At 61.9% G+C, this 17,089-nt stretch carries 19 protein-coding genes; 5 read left to right on the top strand and 14 right to left on the bottom strand.

Annotated features, from left to right (window positions below):
- Positions 1-6: 6 nt before the first annotated feature.
- The 5 genes from J7U39_RS21770 to J7U39_RS21750 all read right to left on the bottom strand — a co-directional run bounded on the left by J7U39_RS21770 (position 7) and on the right by J7U39_RS21750 (position 1,838).
- Complete coding sequence (locus J7U39_RS21770) at positions 7-270, bottom strand: hypothetical protein (RefSeq protein ID WP_210632202.1); 264 nt, start codon at positions 268-270, stop codon at positions 7-9.
- A 99-nt stretch (positions 271-369) separates the two neighbouring features.
- On the bottom strand, positions 370-600 hold the full coding sequence (locus tag J7U39_RS21765) for a hypothetical protein (protein WP_210632201.1): 231 nt from the start codon (positions 598-600) through the stop codon (positions 370-372).
- Positions 601-809: 209 nt separating this feature from the next.
- A complete protein-coding gene (locus J7U39_RS21760; protein WP_210631857.1) occupies positions 810-1,058 on the bottom strand; it encodes a hypothetical protein in 249 nt (82 codons plus the stop codon).
- A 66-nt stretch (positions 1,059-1,124) separates the two neighbouring features.
- Entirely contained in the window at positions 1,125-1,532 is a 408-nt protein-coding gene (locus tag J7U39_RS21755) for a hypothetical protein (protein ID WP_210631855.1), read from the bottom strand.
- A 15-nt stretch (positions 1,533-1,547) separates the two neighbouring features.
- Complete coding sequence (locus J7U39_RS21750; RefSeq protein ID WP_210631854.1) at positions 1,548-1,838, bottom strand: hypothetical protein; 291 nt, start codon at positions 1,836-1,838, stop codon at positions 1,548-1,550.
- 340 nt (positions 1,839-2,178) lie between these two features.
- On the opposite strand from J7U39_RS21750, the gene J7U39_RS21745 reads away from it, so the two are divergent.
- From J7U39_RS21745 to J7U39_RS21725, 5 genes are all read left to right on the top strand, one after another.
- Complete coding sequence (locus J7U39_RS21745) at positions 2,179-2,385, top strand: DUF982 domain-containing protein (RefSeq protein WP_247241779.1); 207 nt, start codon at positions 2,179-2,181, stop codon at positions 2,383-2,385.
- Between the two features lie 200 nt (positions 2,386-2,585).
- Positions 2,586-2,774: a hypothetical protein gene (locus J7U39_RS21740; protein WP_184491010.1), complete on the top strand. Its 189-nt coding sequence runs from the start codon at positions 2,586-2,588 to the stop codon at positions 2,772-2,774.
- 207 nt (positions 2,775-2,981) lie between these two features.
- Complete coding sequence (locus tag J7U39_RS21735; protein ID WP_247241766.1) at positions 2,982-3,272, top strand: hypothetical protein; 291 nt, start codon at positions 2,982-2,984, stop codon at positions 3,270-3,272.
- Between the two features lie 47 nt (positions 3,273-3,319).
- Positions 3,320-3,541, top strand: coding sequence for a hypothetical protein (locus J7U39_RS21730; RefSeq protein WP_210631852.1), 222 nt, complete (start codon positions 3,320-3,322; stop codon positions 3,539-3,541).
- Between the two features lie 11 nt (positions 3,542-3,552).
- The gene (locus J7U39_RS21725; protein WP_210631851.1) at positions 3,553-3,696 is read left to right on the top strand and encodes a hypothetical protein; all 144 of its coding nucleotides are present in this window, start codon (positions 3,553-3,555) and stop codon (positions 3,694-3,696) included.
- 57 nt (positions 3,697-3,753) lie between these two features.
- Here J7U39_RS21725 and J7U39_RS21720 read toward each other — a convergent pair whose 3' ends face one another.
- From J7U39_RS21720 to J7U39_RS21680, 9 genes are all read right to left on the bottom strand, one after another.
- On the bottom strand, positions 3,754-3,915 hold the full coding sequence (locus J7U39_RS21720; protein ID WP_210631850.1) for a hypothetical protein: 162 nt from the start codon (positions 3,913-3,915) through the stop codon (positions 3,754-3,756).
- Between the two features lie 83 nt (positions 3,916-3,998).
- On the bottom strand, positions 3,999-4,187 hold the full coding sequence (locus J7U39_RS21715; protein ID WP_210631849.1) for a hypothetical protein: 189 nt from the start codon (positions 4,185-4,187) through the stop codon (positions 3,999-4,001).
- Between the two features lie 9 nt (positions 4,188-4,196).
- Complete coding sequence (locus tag J7U39_RS21710; protein ID WP_210631848.1) at positions 4,197-4,373, bottom strand: hypothetical protein; 177 nt, start codon at positions 4,371-4,373, stop codon at positions 4,197-4,199.
- A 10-nt stretch (positions 4,374-4,383) separates the two neighbouring features.
- A complete protein-coding gene (locus tag J7U39_RS21705) occupies positions 4,384-4,599 on the bottom strand; it encodes a hypothetical protein (protein ID WP_210631847.1) in 216 nt (71 codons plus the stop codon).
- A 103-nt stretch (positions 4,600-4,702) separates the two neighbouring features.
- Positions 4,703-4,903, bottom strand: a complete 201-nt coding sequence (locus J7U39_RS21700) for a hypothetical protein (protein WP_210631846.1) — start codon at positions 4,901-4,903, stop codon at positions 4,703-4,705.
- Between the two features lie 11 nt (positions 4,904-4,914).
- Positions 4,915-6,837 carry a 4-alpha-glucanotransferase gene (gene malQ / locus J7U39_RS21695; protein ID WP_210631845.1) on the bottom strand — a complete coding sequence of 641 codons (1,923 nt, stop codon included), beginning with the start codon at positions 6,835-6,837 and terminating at the stop codon, positions 4,915-4,917.
- A gap of 13 nt (positions 6,838-6,850) precedes the next feature.
- Complete coding sequence (gene treZ / locus J7U39_RS21690) at positions 6,851-8,632, bottom strand: malto-oligosyltrehalose trehalohydrolase (protein ID WP_210631844.1); 1,782 nt, start codon at positions 8,630-8,632, stop codon at positions 6,851-6,853.
- 390 nt (positions 8,633-9,022) lie between these two features.
- Positions 9,023-10,696, bottom strand: coding sequence for a response regulator (locus tag J7U39_RS21685; RefSeq protein WP_210631843.1), 1,674 nt, complete (start codon positions 10,694-10,696; stop codon positions 9,023-9,025).
- 10 nt (positions 10,697-10,706) lie between these two features.
- The gene (locus J7U39_RS21680) at positions 10,707-17,006 is read right to left on the bottom strand and encodes a HAMP domain-containing protein (RefSeq protein ID WP_210631842.1); all 6,300 of its coding nucleotides are present in this window, start codon (positions 17,004-17,006) and stop codon (positions 10,707-10,709) included.
- Between the last annotated feature and the right edge of the window lie 83 nt (positions 17,007-17,089).

The raw sequence follows: 17,089 nt of genomic DNA, 5'->3' as shown, positions 1-17,089 counted from the left end.
GACGTCCTAATCGAAAAGCTCACCATGGCCGATCTGCTCCCGCTTGCCCGGCACGTCGCTAATCACGGGATCTTCCGCAGGATCGGGATCTTTTTTATTGGCCTCGGTCAAAAACCGCGCCGCCTCAAGGAATGCGACCGAGATTTCTTCGGTTGCCCATCCGGCTTGATTGGCGGCTGCAATCAGCTCCTCCAAAGCGTCGCGCGCAGCAGCGCTCGCTTCTTCGAACCGCTGAGCGGGAGCCTCGGCTTTTGGCGGTGGAAAGGTCATCGGCGTTCCCTTCATGTCTGACTACCCAGGATGAACGCAGCTCCACTGAAATGGATGCACCACCAGCACGATTTAGCGGTGGATGCTCGACTTTCTCGATCAGATGACCGTCCGCAAAAGAAACGGGGAACGCTCCAGCGGACGCTGGGCGAGGATCTTTAGCATCGCCGGACCCTGTATGCCGGTTGTCGTGCGCGAGCGGCCGTCGTGATAGATGACCGTCATAACATGACTGCGAATATCATAGCGTATCTGAGCGATCGTCCGGGTGTGAACCGGAAATACGAATTCGTCGGGCTCGGATATTTGCCCGGATGTTTCCAAAGTCATCGCGATGCCCCAACGATCACAGCGCCCCTGTTCCTCGTCCCCCGTTTCATGCACCCGGTGCCGGAAATCATAAGCGCTAAGCGGCCCAATCAAGCATATATTGCTTCCATGGTCGCGTGACATCGGCGTGACATGCAGTTACGCCTTAGAAAATTCCTTGGAAAACAGTAATTTATGGAAAACGACAGGGAGCCTGTGAAGTCACGCAATCAGTGCAATGTCGTCTGCAGCGCATGGACACGAGCGGCCTGCGGCCAGCGTTCGCTCCTGCGCGCGAGCGACCGGACGGCCTCCTCCACCGCAAGAACCGCGTCCCTCAGCCGCTCGATCTCATAATCGAGTTCATATCGCTCGCCCTCAGCAAGATCATGCCTGTCAAGCAGCCGTCTCGCCGCTTCGATCAAGCGCTCCGCGCGCCGGACAATATCGAGAGCGCTTCGTATAAGGACGTCGAGCATGCATTTTCCCTCCTTGCCTGACAGAGAGTCGGGCAGAATCGGAATGCTGGCAATCCTAAAATCTTGTCAGATCCGCTCGCGCATCCTGTCGTAGAAATCCCTGAGATCTCGTAGGGCTGAGGACTCACGATGGCGTGGTGGGGAGAGCTGACGTGAGGCAAACGTCAACAAACCCGCGACAGCAGCCATGAGGGCAAACGTTGAGAGCGGATAATGCTTCACCAGAGCCTCGGTCTCGCGGACTGCGTTTCGGGCGCCGCCCTTCGCAGAACGCCCGGCACTGATGACCTGTTGCTGTAGCCTATCAACCTGTTGCCGCAGAGCGCCCAATTCAGTGCGCAAATCTTGCTCGGCCTGGCGGGGGACCCCGACAGGGGCGGTGTTGATATCGATGATCGCTTTCGGAACAGGCTCGCCGATCTTGGCTCCCTCGGTGTCGAGCGTCGTCCCAACATTGTTCTTACGGCGCGGCATGATCAGGTCTCCTTCCTAGTCGTCGTCGAGCGAAAAAACCGGTCGGTAGTGGCGCTGGGAAATCAGTAAGCTGCGGTCCGGCTGGATAATATAGATCTCCTCGACTTGCCGCCCCCATTGATCCGTGAAGCTGTGCGGGAACGATGAACCGACCGGCGATTTCGTCAGCTTTGTGCGCGGCTGCCCCTGATAGGTGATGCTGCCCGGAATAGGCTCAAGTCCCGCCGATGTGTAGCTGCCTGCGCTGGTGGTGCAACCCGTCAGCGCGATGGCCAGAACCAGCCCAAGCACAATGCTCCGCCTCATCGTATCCTCCGGCTGCTTCGGCATTCGCCTGTCGCACAAATAACAAGGCGAGGCAGACATTGTTCCAGTACTCGGTGGCGGCAGGCAGGAGTTCCTTTTTCGAACAGGAACACCCGTGCCATGGCGTAGTTCGACCGGCAAAGGAGATGCCATATGGACCATGAAGCACCGATCCGACCAAGGCTCCCGGCCAGGGCTCGCCATGCGTTTGTTCACCCGGGCCACTACCGGACGTTCCAGGACAGCGGCAGGGGCCACCGTCCGAAAGACCATTCTGGATCATATCATGGCTGACGTCATCGAGGTCGATTTCCACCTGGTTTGGTAATATCCAGTTTTCATCCGCACCGCCGAGAGCGAGCAGCAGCGCATAGAAGGTCCGGACGCGGCACTCGACATCCTGAATCATCGCTGGACCAACGTTCGGGGCGGCGGTTATTTCGAAGCGAAGCGGCGCTGCGTCGATGCGCTTCGCCGACGCGGAAGCGCCGAACTGGCGCGCCAACGTTTCATCCAGGCCGCCATTGCCGCGGGTGTCCTTGCCTGAGGCAAAGGAGGCTCGGCACGCCGCTCGAAATAGCTGGTCCGTGCGCTAACGCACCGAAGAAACAAGCCGCTTGGTATCAAACAGGACGGGCATTATCTTGATTAAGTGAAGGCGACAAGCGGCAATCGTGGTGGGCGTTCATGGCGATTTTCTACAGACCGATACTACCGCAGGATTTCAGATGTCTTTCGAAGGCTGTCATGAGCTGGTATCGCCATTTCGGCGTCTCGGTGAGCGAACACGACAGCCAGATCCTGTGCAGCGCCGCCATTCAGCTCTTCAATGACGGCAAGACGGATGTCGACGACCTCGCAGCAGGATTGATCGAGATGTTTCCCGCCCCGGATCTGCTCAAGATCAACGCTCCGACCTCGCAGTCGATCCACTAACGTCTATTCTCCCTTTGCTGCGACGAGACCGGAGCTCCCGCACTGCCGGAGATCCCGCCATCGCGAACTGTGCCACCTAATCTGGGAACAGGGTGCGCTTTACCGCGTTTCCAACGTTCAAAAGGGAGCTGTACTATGGCCAAGACAAAGATTCCGAAGAGGATTGCAGGATACAAGGTACCTAAAGGCATCCGGAAGAATTCTATAGTGAAAACATTACTGGCGAGCTCGACAGGCCGCGATATCTTGGGAAAGGCGCTGATCGCCGGGGCCGGCGCTGCAGCGGCCGTGCTCGTGGAGGATAGCGACGACATTGCCGGCGCCGCAAAATCGGGTGGGCGCAAGGGCGCCAAGACCCTTGGGCTAGTCGGCCGAGCCTTTCACAGCGCAACCGATGCGGCCGTCGGCGTCGTGCGTGACGCCGCCAGTTCGGCGCTCCCGAAGAAAGTCCGGAAACAGGCCGAAGAAAACCCTCGGAAGGGCGTCGCCGTACATTAGATTCGACGCCGCCCCGAAAGCGTTCGAAGCGAAAGCTGGAATCTCTCTTGCGCAAACGCGCTAATAAAGGCGTCCTGTCCCAGGCCAAGGCGGCTGCAGCCGCCAAAGTGCTGGGCAAGCTTGTGCGCAAGCACCCTCTTATCGCCGCTGAACTGGCGCTGGCGGGAACGGCCAGAGGTATCGCGGTCGCGGCCGAGGAAGTGAAGCAGCGCATTCTGCCTCGTCATGATGTCGAGGAAATCGAAGACGACGGTTCGGGGAACAGCTGATCAAGGCGGTGATGAAATCGCATCCGCAGGCCACCAAGAAAGAGATCGTTCGAGCCGCCTTCCATGCTCTTATCGCCCATGCCGGCAGCGAGCCTGAAAAGGCCGGCATCCTCCAGGACTTCGCGATCACCCAGCGCTCCAACGAAGAAGAATGAACCTGCGGAGCCAAAGATACGGCACCCCAAGTATTGATGGCCCGTTGTAACGGACAGCTAAAGCTCGTCGCTGCGACGCTTTACGGCGTGTTTCACAGCCAGCAAATGTCGGCGCCGCTCGATCATGTAGTCAGCATAACCAACGCAGATGTAAAGCAATGTCGGGCCGGCGTAGATGATGAGGAGAGCCAGTGCAACAAGGATGAATGCGGTCGTCATGGTCTGTTTTCCGTCATGTTGATCATGTGAAGCGGTGGACCTGCGACGTTGGCCGATCAGGGTTCCGCCGCCAGGTCTGTCCCTCACTTCTCTCTTGCGTCGTGGGTGTGGTGGCGATCATGCTCGCCGCCGCCGCCGGAAACCTTGCTTCGCGTGCGTCTATCCGGCTCGGCTGCCGGCTTCGGTACCTCGAGCGGCGCCTTGGCGTTTTCGTGGGATGCGCCTGGGCCGCCCTGGCGGATCGTTGACGGGCTCTTCTGCGAGGTAGACATCGATGCCTCCTACCTGTCCTGCTGGTAACCCTGATGGGTAGTGTTGACTTTGGTGTTTCCTTGTTGACCCTTCTTCTCAGGGTTTTCGTTGCCGCTTGCGGTATCCTCCGCCTCGGTCCGCGCCGGCTTGCCGGCTCCCTTGTTGCTGACGTTTTTGGCGGGAATGGGGGGCAATCTGCTGCTCATCACCTTTTCCTCACTTAGGATTCCGATTGGAGCTGTGATCCGCGTATTGCTCAGTTTGGATCGTCTTGCCGTCGAGGCCGCGCTCCTTGGAATGCTGCGTCTTGTCGCGGTTCGAGAGGACCATGTTTTCGGGAAGCTGTTCCCGGTCGAGATCGGTCATCGCGCCGCCGCCGTCGCCCTTTCCCTTCGTGCCAGCACCAATATGTTTCCGGTCGGCATGTGCCATGATTTTCTCCTTCGGTTTATCGAGTCAAACACTCCAGGCCCGCCGAGGTTCCGGGCTCGAATTCAAATCGCCTGCCCGCGTCGAGCTGGTAAGGTGACGCATCCTATGACTTGTCCAGATGCCGGTGCAGTTCGTCCTTGGGAATGAAAATGTCGGTGCTGCCCGGCTCGTGATCAGGATGCGATACCTTCACATCGAGATCGTCAGGAAGCGACAATGCCTGCTTGGCGTTCATGATGCCCAACGGCACCCGGCCTTCCTCGGTCTCTACCGCGACCTCGACAAGTGGTTTTCTGGCTTTCATCTCGGCGATCCTTATCCCTGTCTATTCGAAATCCGCCTGCTCCCTGATCGTTCCCTCGCCGCGTGAATTCGTGGCCTTTCTTCCCGCATCGCCGCCGTAATGCGATGCAGCAGCGGGTTCGACGCCAGCCCCTCCAGCGAAACCGACAGCTTCGGTTTCCAGTTGGGGTAGCTGTCGCTCGTGCCGGGGATGTTGGTGGGGCTTTTCTCGTCGGTCAGGTCGGCAACCCGAACCGCGACGAGAAGCGACGGAGTACGGGCGATGAAGCGGTAGGCGCTGACGGTCAATTCCCTCAAGGTCTCCCGGCTCGCCCTTGCGTTGAGACGGGCCGGCACGTCGATGCCGGCAGCGCGGAGCGCCGTCTTCAGATTTCGTCGCTCGCGTCGGCGGTGCTGAAGATGTTTTGCCGTGAGATCGGGCGGCACGATACCATGGTCGCGGCGATCCTGGATGTCGGCGCTGCGCCACCAACCGGCAAGCGTCTGATGGTCGTGCGTCGAAATGCAGGCCAGGCCGAAAACGGGATAGGCATCCGGCGGCTTGAAGCCTTTCCCGTCCTGTTCATAGGAGAGAATGCGATACGAAAGGATCTGCGCCGCCGCGAGCTCGTCAGGCAAATCCGGCGGTATCACTCCCAGCGCTTCACCGATGACGAGGCATCGATGCTCAGCGGAGGTCTCGGCCAGGATCTGTAGAAGCCGATGCTGGGGGTAGCGGACATAGGCGCCGCCATCCGGCCTGCTGCCGAGCGGCACCAGAAAGAGGCGTCGGAGCGCCGGGGCGTGATCGATCCGGATCGCACCGGCATAGCGCATGGCGGCGCTTACCATGCGCCGGTAAGGAGAATTGTCTCCCGCAGCGATCGCGGACGGCAGATATCCGGCGAGATGCCAGTCCTGCCCCTCTACCGCGAATGGATCGGGAGGGCTGCCGATGGTCGCCTTCGAGATATAGACATCCGGCTCGCTCCACATCGCCGATCCGTCGACCGCCTCGCCCACGGCAAGATCGAGATAAAGCCCGATCCGCAGGCCGGCTTCGCGCGCCCGGTCCGCCGCCTGCAGCAACTGCCGGTGGGCGAGCCACTGCAACCACATATGAAAACGGACCTCCTCCGCATGCTCACGTGCGAATTCGGCGACGGCGGCGCTGTCGAAGCGCCGGAAATCGGCCGGCCATCCCTGCCAACCGGCGCCCCTCCCACGCTCCACCATGGAAAGCGAAAGGCATTCGAAAAGCGCGTGTCGCCGCAAGCTGTCGCCGCCCTGCGCGACGAAGACATCGAAATCGACGGGATTGTAGGTTTCATCGGCGGCATCCGCTTGCAGCCAGGCGCGCCAGCGATCCCGCAGAATTCCAAGCTTGACCCTCGCAACTCCGGCATAATCGACGAGGTCGCTTCCGCGAAGTCCCTCCAATTGCCGTTCGAGTTCGGCACTACTGACAAAACCCGGCAATCGGTCGACCGCGATATAGAGCGGGTTGAGATGCTGACGGCTTGAAGGTTCATAGGGGCTGCAGCGATCGGGATCGGCAAGAAATGGTGCGTGAAGCGGATTGAGGCCGATGAAATCGGCGCCAAGCTTTCCCGCCAGGTCGGCCACATCGGACAGATCCTCGAAATCTCCGATGCCCCAGTTGCGCACCGAACGGAGTTCGTAAAGCTGCAGGCTGATCCCCCAGACCCGCGTCTTGAGCAGGAAGTTCGGCAGAAATGACTTGGGAATTGTATCCTTCGCCGGCCCCGGCTCCTGCTCCCGCCGCGGTGCAACCGTCCCGCGATGGGTGGTTCCTGGCAGATCGACTTCCAAAGCCGAGAGTATCTTGCGTTTGGTGTCGGCGGAAATCGCCACCTCGCCGCCGTCGTCGGGACTGGGCCTGGTCAACCTGATCCCGTATTGGCGGGCGAGCTTGTCGAGCTCGGCAGACTTCATCGTCCGATCGCCTTCATGCGATGCCCTCGCCTTTCGAGATGCGCCAGATCACCGTCCAGGGCGCCAGTTGACCTCCATCGCAGCTGCCGAGGCGGAAGATCGTTTCACCTTGGTCGCACCGCTTGGGAAGCCGCACCGCCTCGCTGCCGAGGTTGGCGTCGAGATGAAGGCGCCAATCGCCGGCCAGGGTCCAATCGACCGCAAGCGTCGCACCCGCCGAGTGATAGGCCGCGTTTCCGCCGCGGGCGCCCTTCAACAAGGGTACGATTCGTCCATGCCGGAGGCTGAGAAGCTCCCGGTAGAATTCGAGCATTTCCGAAGAGGCGCATTTCGACCAGTCGAGCTTGGCGGCCGCAAAGGTCGACGGAGCCGTTGGATCGAGAAGCTCGTCAGCGTCGAAACCCGGCAGACGCGAAAGCTCCTCTCGCCTGCCCTTCCTGACCTTCTCGTTCAGATCCTCGTCGAAGTCGCAGAAAAACGGAAAAGGCTCGCGCGCACCCCATTCCTCGCCCATGAACAGCATCGGTATCTGTGGTGCCAGCAGGTAGATCGACGTGACGGTCTTGACGGCATCGGTCGGGCTCGAAGCCATGATCCGGTCCCCCAGCGCCCGATTGCCGATCTGGTCGTGATTCTGGATAAAGGACACGAAGGCGGTGGGCGGCAGGTGGCCGCTCGGCCTGCCTCGGCTTCCTCCACGATACGGCATGTGCTCGCCCTGGAACACGAATCCTTGCGTCAGCGCCCGACCGAGCTTGCCGGTGTCGCCGGCATAATCGGCATAGTAGCCGAAGGTTTCACCCGTGGCAGCAACATGCAGAACATGGTGGATATCGTCGTTCCATTGGGCCGTGAACAACCTCGCCTCGCCGTCTGCGTCACGTTCCAAAAGGTCGCTGTCATTCTCCTCGTTTTCCACGATCAGATGAACATGCCGGTCACCGGCCGCAGCCCTGAGGCGGCGGGCCAGCGCGTGAAGAAGATGCTCAGAACTGTCGTCCTTGATGGCGTGGACGGCGTCGAAGCGAAAACCGTCGAGCCTGAACTCGTTGATCCAATAGATGGCGTTCTCGATGAAGAATTCGCGGATCATCTCGGAGCCGTCGCCGTCGTAATTGATGCCGTGGCCCCAGGGCGTCCTGTGATGATCGGTAAAGAGCGGCGCGTAGGAGGGGATATAGTTCCCGTCGGGTCCGAAGTGGTTGTAGACCGCGTCGAGGAAAACCGAGATGCCACGCTGGTGCGCCGCATCCACCAGCGCCATGAGATCTTCCGGCCGGCCGTAACTGCTGTCGGGCGCATAGGGAAGCACACCGTCATAGCCCCAATTCCAGCGCCCCGGAAAGTCACTGAGCGGCATGATCTGCAGCGCCGTGACACCCAGCCCCCGCAGATGATCGAGACGCTCGATCGCGGCCTTGAAGGTTCCCTCTGGTGTGAAGCAGCCGATGTGCAGTTCGTAGATGACCATCTCCTCCCAGGGCCGGCCGGACCATTCGTGCGTCTTCCAGTGATAGGCGGAAAGGTCGACCACTTCGCTCGGACCATGCACATCTTGCGGCTGGAAGCGCGAGGCAGGATCGGGAATTTGAAGACCGTCCGGCAGGATAAAGCGATAGCGCGCACCGGGACCGGCGTCCGCGACCGTGCACCGATGCCAGCCATCTTCAGTCGCGTGCATCGGGCGCGGATCACAGCCTTCGATTTTCAACGACACGCTTTCATGCAGAGGAGCCCAAACACGAAACAGAATGCCATCTTGGGTGAACGCGGGGCCGAACATCGTTTTGGTCAAAGGAAAGCCTTCAGTGAAGTGAGACGGATTTGAGTAACTTTTGTCAGGGCAAAAAGTTTCGCCGGGCTGGGGTGCGCTGATCGAGGAAACCTGATCAGCGAGCAGCCTGAATCCGGATTGGCCGCTGCAGTGGCATTTCTGCTGGCGAAAGGTTCACGCAGCGCGAAAGACCACCCTCGGGTTCAGCTTGAAACGCGGTTGTGCTTCAACCTGCGGCTGGAATGAATGTGAGCCTTGAGGCAAAAGGTGAGATGCGAATCGCAAGCTATTTCAACAACTTCACAATCTTTCATTCATGCAGCACACCCTGGTTGTGCTGAGAGCGAAGCAAATAAAAGATGAAGCCGATCCACTTCAATTACGCCAGCTCCCCCGGCGGCGCCCCCATCATCACGCTGCCGCGACCTTGTCCCTCAGCGCCTCGTCCATGGCCGCTTGGAGTTGCTCTTGCGTGAACGGCTTCGCCATCCTGAGCATGCGGCCGAGCCCCTGATCCTCGGCAAGCTCGACATAACCTGAAGCGAGGATCACGGGCAGGTTGGGGAAGGCTGAACGAAGGTGGCGCGCGAGCTCGGCGCCGGTCATCCCCGGCATGGCATGATCGGTGATGACGAGATCACACTCCTGTCCGCCGGCGAGGAATTCCAGGGCCTGGGTAGCGGAAGCCGCCTCCCGCGGCAGATGTCCGAGATCCTCCAGCATTGCCACGGTTCCGGTCCTGACGAGCGCGTCGTCGTCGACGACGAGGATGGCAAGCGATCGCGAGACCGGCTTCAAGGGTTCCGCGGCCGCAGGCACGACCGCCGGCTCCTCCTTGGCAATGCTCTGCGCAACGGGCAGCCAGAGCGAGACAGTTGTGCCCTTCCCTCTTGTGCTCGAAATCTGGATGGAACCGCCCGATTGCGCCGCCAGGCCGTGCACCATCGATAGGCCAAGACCAGTGCCTTTGCCGATTCCTTTCGTGGTGAAGAATGGCTCGGCGGCGCGCAGGACCGTCGCCTCGTCCATCCCTTCGCCGTCATCCGAGACCGATATCTTGATGTAGTTTCCGCCTGCAAGACCGGCGGGCCGGTCTTGCTCCGCCGCCGCGGCGACCGTCACCGCACCGCCACTTTCAAGCGCATCCCGCGCATTGACGAAGAGATTTAGCAGGGCCAGTTCCAACTGGTTGCTGTCCACCAGAAGCGGCTCCAGATCCGCCGGTATGCGCTTTCGGATCTCGACGCGCGGTCCAACCGCCTTTGCGAGCAGATCCTCGACGTTTTCGAACAGCCGGAGGAAGTCGACCGCCTGTGGCTTCAGCTCCTGTCGGCGGGCGAAGGCGAGCAGACGCTGGGTGAGCGCCGTACCGCGTTCGGCCGCCTGGATGGCGTTCGTCACCAGGCGTTCGCTGCGCTCATCGGCCGGAAGCCGCTTCTTGAGCAGACTGAGGCTGCCGAGCACCGCCATGAGAAGATTATTGAAATCGTGCGCCACGCCGCCTGTCAGGTGGCCGATCGTATCGAGCTTCTGCGCCTCGAACAGCTGCGCCAGCGCCTCCTCGCGTTCGCGCGTCCTTTGGTCGATGCGGTGTTCGAGTTCCTCGTTCAGCTGACGCAATTGCGCGGCCGAGGCCTCGAGCTCGGCGGTGCGCTGGTGCACCCTGGCCTCCAGTTCGGCATTCAGGCGCTCGAGTTCCCGTGTCTTCCGGTAGAGATCGGCAAAGACTCTGACCTTTGCCCTCAGCACCTCGGGCACGATCGGGACCGAGACATAGTCGACGGCGCCGACCGCGTAGCCGCGCAGCCGGTCAGGTTCGGCCAGCATCACGGCCGAGACGAAGATGATCGGCGTGTTCTGATAGCGCGGGTGCTGACGGATCATTCCGACGAGTTCGAAACCGTCCTGCTCGGGCATGCAGACGTCGACGAGGATCACGGCGATCTCGGTGCGCAACAGGTGCTCGAATGCTTCGCGCGCCGACTGCGCCTTGATCAGGTTTTCCTCGAGCTCTTCGAGAATCACCTCATAGCTCAGAAGCTTTGCAGGCTGATCGTCGACGAGGAGGATATTGACGGGGCTCATGACCGGATCCTCAGCGGTGCAGCCACATGCGCAGAGCCGACAGCAGCTGCTCTGTGTTGACGGGCTTCGCCAGGTAGTCCGAGGCGCCGGCTTCCAGGCATTTTTCCCGGTCGCCCTTCATCGCCTTGGCCGTCAGCGCCAGGATCGGCAGCCGCCGGAAGCGGGGCTCAGATCGGATCACCTGCATTGTTTCATAGCCATCCATCCCCGGCATCATGATGTCCATCAGCACGATCGCGACGGAAGGCTCATTGTTGATGACGTCGATCGCCTCGCTGCCCGTCGTCGCCGTCAGCACCTTCATGCCGCGACGTTCGAGAACGCTGCTCAGCGCGAAGATGTTGCGCGCATCGTCATCGACGAGCAGCACGGTCTCGCCCACCAGATCCTCGTCCGAGCTGTGCAGCTCCTGCAGCGTCGCTTGTTTTGCGGCCGGCAGGTCGGCGACGACGCGGTGCAGGAAGAGCGCAGTCTCGTCGAGCAGGCGCTCGGGCGACTCCACGCCCTTCACCACGACGCTGCGGGCCATGCTGTGCAGCATCGCGTCTTCGTCAGGTGAAAGCTCCCGGCCGGTGAAGACGACCACCGGGACTTCGGCGATCCCGTCGTCGTCGCGGATTTGCTCCAGCACTTCGAAGCCGGACATGTCAGGCAGCGTAAGGTCGAGCACGACGCAGTCGGCAGAGCCTTGCCGGAGAACGGCGAGCGCCTCCGAGCCGGAGCCGACGCTTGTTATGTCGATGTCGTCGTGCCCGAGAAGGGCGGTGACGCTCACGCGCTCGGCCTCGTTGTCTTCCACCAGCAGCAACTGCTTGCGGCGCGGCTCGGCATAGGCCTTCAGCCGCGACAGTGCCTTGCCGAGGCCTTCCGGGGTCGTCGGCTTGCTCATGAAGGCGAAGGCGCCGCGGGTCAACCCGTGCTGGCGGTCCTCGTCGAGGCTGATGATCTGCACCGGAATGTGTCGCGTCTGGGAATTCTGTTTGAGCTGGCTCAGCACCGTCCAGCCCAGCATATCAGGGAGGAAAATATCGAGCGAGATCGCCAACGGTCTGTATTCCTGGGCGAGAACAAGCGCGTCGCTGCCGCGCATCGCGACCAGCACCTTGAAACCGTTGTCGCGGGCGAGATCGACGAGGACGCGGGCATAATGCGCATCGTCTTCGACGACGAGCAGCACGGAGTCGCCGGGCTCGATCCGGTGACGGTCGTCCGCGACATGTTCGACCGGTTTGTCAGCCCGACGGGCAGCCGCCTCGGCGAACTCGACGACGTTCGCCGCTGCCGGAGTGGACTTCGGCGCCACCGCGCCGGCGCCGACATAGGTGAGCGGCAGGTAAAGCACGAAGGTGCTGCCGACGCCGGGCGTGCTGCGCAGCTGGATCTCGCCGCCGAGCAGGTTCGCCAGTTCGCGGCTGATCGCCAGGCCAAGTCCGGTGCCGCCATATTTGCGGCTGGTCGACGCATCCGCCTGCTGGAACGCCTCGAAGATGATGCGCTGCTTCTCGGGCGGTATGCCGATGCCGGTATCGACCACTTCGAAGGCAATGACCGAAGGCGCGTGCCGCAGAGAAGGATGCTCCGGTGACCAGCCGCTCGTCGCCGATGCGACGCGAAGCGTCACGCCGCCCTGCGCGGTGAACTTGAAGGCGTTCGAGAGCAGGTTCTTGAGGATCTGCTGCAGCCGCTTCGAGTCGGTGATGATGCTCTTTGTCACATCGGCGCCGACCTCGACCGCGAAGGAGAGGTTGCGGTTTTCCGCCTCGTGGCGGAACGGCCGCGCCATCACCTCCAGCAGGTTGCTGACGAAGATCTCCTCGGCATCGACCGAGACCGTGCCGGACTCGATCTTCGAGAGGTCGAGAATGTCGCTGATGAGGTTGAGCAGATCGGTGCCGGCGCCGTGGATCGTCTTTGCGAATTCGACCTGCTTGACCGACAGATTGCCGTCCGGGTTTTCTCCGAGCTGCTGGCCGAGGATGAGGATCGAATTCAAAGGTGTGCGCAGCTCATGCGACATGTTGGCGAGGAATTCGGATTTGTATTTGGAGGTGAGTGCAAGCTCCGTCGCCTTTTCCTCGAGCGCGCGTCTCGCCTGCTCGATTTCCTGGTTCTTCGCTTCGACTTCGACGTTGCGTTCCTCCAGCTGTTGCGCCTTCTGGCCGAGCTGTTCGTTGGTCTGCTGCAACTCGCGCTGCTGCGTCTGCAGTTCGGCGGCAAGCTGCTGCGACTGCTTGAGGAGTCCTTCGGTTTGCATCGTCGCTTCGATCGAGTTGAGAACGATGCCGATCGAGGTCGTCAGCTGGTCGAGGAAGGAAAGCTGCAGCTCGGTGAATTCACCGGCGGAGGCAAGCTCGATCACCGCCTTCACCTGCCCCTCGAAATGCACCGGCAAGACAATGGCGCTTCGCGGCAGCGTCGTGAACACGCCCGAACTGATGGGAACGACGTTGTCGGGAAGATCGGTGACGAGGATGCGGCGGGCATCGCTGGCGCATTGCCCGACGAGGCCCTGGCCGAAATCGAGCCGCGGCGGATGCGCCGCTTCGACGCCCTGCGCATAGACCGACAGCAGCGACAGAAACGCCTGCTCTTCGTCGGCATCCACCTGATAGATGACACCCTGATGCGCGCCAACCAGCGGCGCGAGCTCGGAGAGCATCATCTTGCCGACCAGCGTCAGGTCGCGCTGCCCCTGCAGCATGTTGGTGAAGCGCGCCAGGTTGGTCTTCAGCCAGTCCTGCTCGGTGTTGCGCTCCGTCGTCAGGCGCAGGTTGTCGATCATCGTGTTGATGTTGTCCTTGAGCTCGGCCACTTCGCCGCGTGCATCGACCTTGATCGAGCGCGTCAGGTCGCCCTTGGTGACGGCGGTGGCGACCTCGGCGATGGCGCGCACCTGGGTCGTGAGGTTCGCGGCAAGCAGGTTGACGTTACCGGTCAGGTCCTTCCACGTTCCCGCGGTACCGGGGACATTCGCCTGGCCGCCGAGGCGGCCCTCGACGCCGACTTCACGCGCCACCGTCGTCACCTGATCGGCGAAGGTCGCGAGCGTATTGGTCATGTTGTTGATGGTTTCGGCAAGCGCCGCCACCTCGCCCTTGGAGGCGACGGTGAGGTTCTGCTTGAGGTCGCCGTTGGCGACCGCCGTCACCACCTTGACGATGCCGCGCACCTGTTCGGTCAAGTTGGCTGCCATGACGTTGACGGTGTCGGTCAGGTCCTTCCAGGTGCCGGCCACACCCGGCACCTGCGCCTGGCCGCCGAGCTTGCCTTCGGTGCCGACCTCGCGCGCCACGCGCGTCACTTCGCCGGCAAAGGCGTTGAGCTGGTCCACCATCGTGTTGATAGTGTTCTTCAGTTCGAGGATTTCGCCCTTCACGTCGACGGTGATCTTGCGCGACAGGTCGCCGCGCGCCACTGCGGTCGTGACTTCGGCGATGTTGCGCACCTGGGTCGTCAGGTTGGCGGCGAGCAGGTTGACGTTATCGGTCAGGTCCTTCCAGGTGCCGGCCACGCCGGGAACGACGGCCTGGCCGCCGAGCCGGCCGTCGGTGCCGACTTCGCGGGCGACGCGCGTCACTTCGCCGGCGAAGGAGCGAAGCTGGTCGACCATGGTGTTCAAGGTATCCTTGAGGAGCAGGATTTCGCCGCGCACGTCGACGGTAATCTTGCGCGACAGGTCGCCATTGGCGATCGCGGTCGCCACCTCGGCGATGTTGCGCACCTGCGCCGTCAGGTTGCCGGCCATGGAGTTGACGCTGTCCGTCAGGTCCTTCCAGGTGCCGGCGACGCCGGAGACCTGCGCCTGGCCGCCGAGTTTGCCTTCGGTGCCGACTTCGCGGGCGACGCGGGTCACTTCGCCGGCGAAAGCGTTGAGCTGGTCCACCATCGTATTGATGGTGTTCTTGAGTTCGAGGATTTCCCCCTTCACGTCGACGGTGATCTTGCGCGAGAGGTCGCCGCGCGCCACGGCGGTGGTGACTTCGGCGATGTTGCGCACCTGGCCTGTCAGGTTGGAGGCCATGGAGTTGACGTTTTCGGTGAGGTCCTTCCAGGTACCGGCCACGCCAGGCACCTGAGCCTGGCCGCCGAGCTTGCCTTCGGTGCCGACTTCGCGGGCGACACGAGTCACTTCCGAGGCGAAGCGGTTCAGCTGGTCCACCATGGTGTTCAGCGTTTCCTTGAGCTCGAGGATTTCGCCCGAGACCGACACGGTGATCTTTTTCGACAGGTCACCATTGGCGATCGCTGTGGAGACTTCGGCAATGTTGCGCACCTGCGCCGTCAAATTGCCGGCCATGGAGTTGACGCTGTCGGTCAGGTCCTTCCAGGTACCGGCGACTCCGAGCACGTTCGCCTGGCCGCCGAGCCGACCTTCCGTGCCGACCTCGCGCGCCACGCGCGTCACCTCGCCGGCAAAACCGTTCAACTGATCAACCATCGTGTTGATGGTCTCCTTCAGCTCGAGGATTTCGCCCGAAACCGGAACGGTGATCTTCTTGGAAAGGTCGCCCTGGGCGACGGCGGTCGCGACTTCGGCGATGTTGCGCACCTGGCCGGTCAGGTTCGAGGCCATGGAATTGACGCTATCGGTCAGGTCCTTCCAGGTGCCCGCGACGCCGCGCACGTTCGCCTGGCCGCCGAGCCGGCCTTCCGTGCCGACCTCGCGCGCCACGCGCGTCACTTCCGAAGCGAAGGCGTTCAGCTGGTCCACCATCGTATTGATGGTTTCCTTGAGTTCGAGGATTTCACCCTTCACGTCGACGGTGATCTTCTTCGACAGGTCGCCGTTAGCGATCGCAGTCGAGACTTCGGCGATATTGCGCACCTGCGCCGTCAGGTTGCCGCCCATCGAGTTGACGTTTTCGGTCAGGTCCTTCCAGGTGCCGGCGACGCCACGCACGTTCGCCTGGCCGCCGAGCCGGCCTTCCGTGCCGACTTCGCGCGCCACACGGGTCACTTCCGAGGCAAAGGCGTTCAGCTGGTCGACCATCGTGTTGATGGTCTCCTTCAGTTCGAGGATTTCGCCCGACACTGTCACCGTAATCTTCTTCGACAGGTCGCCATTGGCGATGGCTGTGGAGACTTCGGCGATATTGCGCACCTGCGCCGTCAGGTTCGAGGCCATCGAATTGACGTTGTCGGTCAGATCCTTCCAGGTGCCGGCGACGCCGGGCACCTGCGCCTGGCCGCCGAGGCGGCCCTCGGTGCCGACTTCGCGCGCCACGCGCGTCACCTCGCCGGCAAAGCCGTTCAGCTGATCGACCATCGTATTGATGGTTTCCTTCAGTTCAAGGATTTCGCCCGAGACGTCGACCGTGATCTTGCGCGAGAGGTCGCCGCGCGCAACCGCCGTCGTCACCTGCGCGATGTTGCGCACCTGGGCAGTCAGGTTGCCGCACATGGCGTTGACCGAGTCGGTCAGGTCCTTCCAGGTGCCGGCGACGCCAGGCACCAGCGCCTGGCCGCCGAGCTTGCCTTCGGTGCCGACCTCGCGGGCGACGCGCGTCACTTCGGAAGCGAAGGAGCGCAGCTGGTCGACCATGGTGTTGATCGCTTCCTTCAACTGCAGGATCTCGCCGCGCACGTCGACAGTGATCTTCTTGGAAAGGTCGCCGTTGGCAACGGCGATGGTCACTTCCGCGATATTGCGCACCTGCGCCGTCAGGTTCGACGCCATCGAGTTGACGCTTTCGGTCAGGTCCTTCCAGACGCCGGTCACTTCAGGCACCTGCGCCTGCCCGCCGAGTTTGCCGTCGGTGCCCACTTCGCGGGCAACGCGCGTCACCTCCGAGGTAAAGACGCTGAGCTGCTTGATCATCGTGTTGACGATATCGGCCGAGCGCAGGAATTCGCCCTTGAGCGCCCGCCCGTCGACATCGAGCGGCACGGTCTGCAGCAGATCGCCCTTGGCGACCGCGGTGATCGTGCGGGTGACGGCCGTCGTCGGCCAGAGGAGATCGTCGATGAGACCATTGATCGAGCCTTCCATCTCGGACCATGAACCATCCGACAGGCCGAAGCGCACGCGCGTGCTCGTCCGCCCGTCGCGGCCGACCACCTGGCCGACATGTTCGAGCTGCTTTGCCATGCGCTGGTTGGCGGCGATGATATCGTTCAGCGCATCAGCGACCTTGCCGGTAACACCGGTCAGGTCGGAGCGCATCCGTACGGAAAAATCGCCGCGCCGGACCGCGACAAGCACCTCCAGAAGCGCGCTGGCATCGTCAAACGCCATGCTTTTATGGTCACGTCCGTTGAGGCTCTCTGCCGCAATGCTATCGGCCGAATATTCACTGGTCTGCTTGCTCACGGAATCCCCCTTATTCGACAGAAGGTAACTAGTGCTCGGCTGGAAAAAGGGTATGGGTGTGCGGCAGGGTTGCAGAGATAGGC

This window comes from Rhizobium sp. NLR16a (genome assembly GCF_017948245.1).
In the GTDB taxonomy this organism is placed as follows: domain Bacteria; phylum Pseudomonadota; class Alphaproteobacteria; order Rhizobiales; family Rhizobiaceae; genus Rhizobium.
Note: the sequence above shows the minus strand (reverse complement) of the source record. Positions and strands in the feature narration are given on the sequence as shown.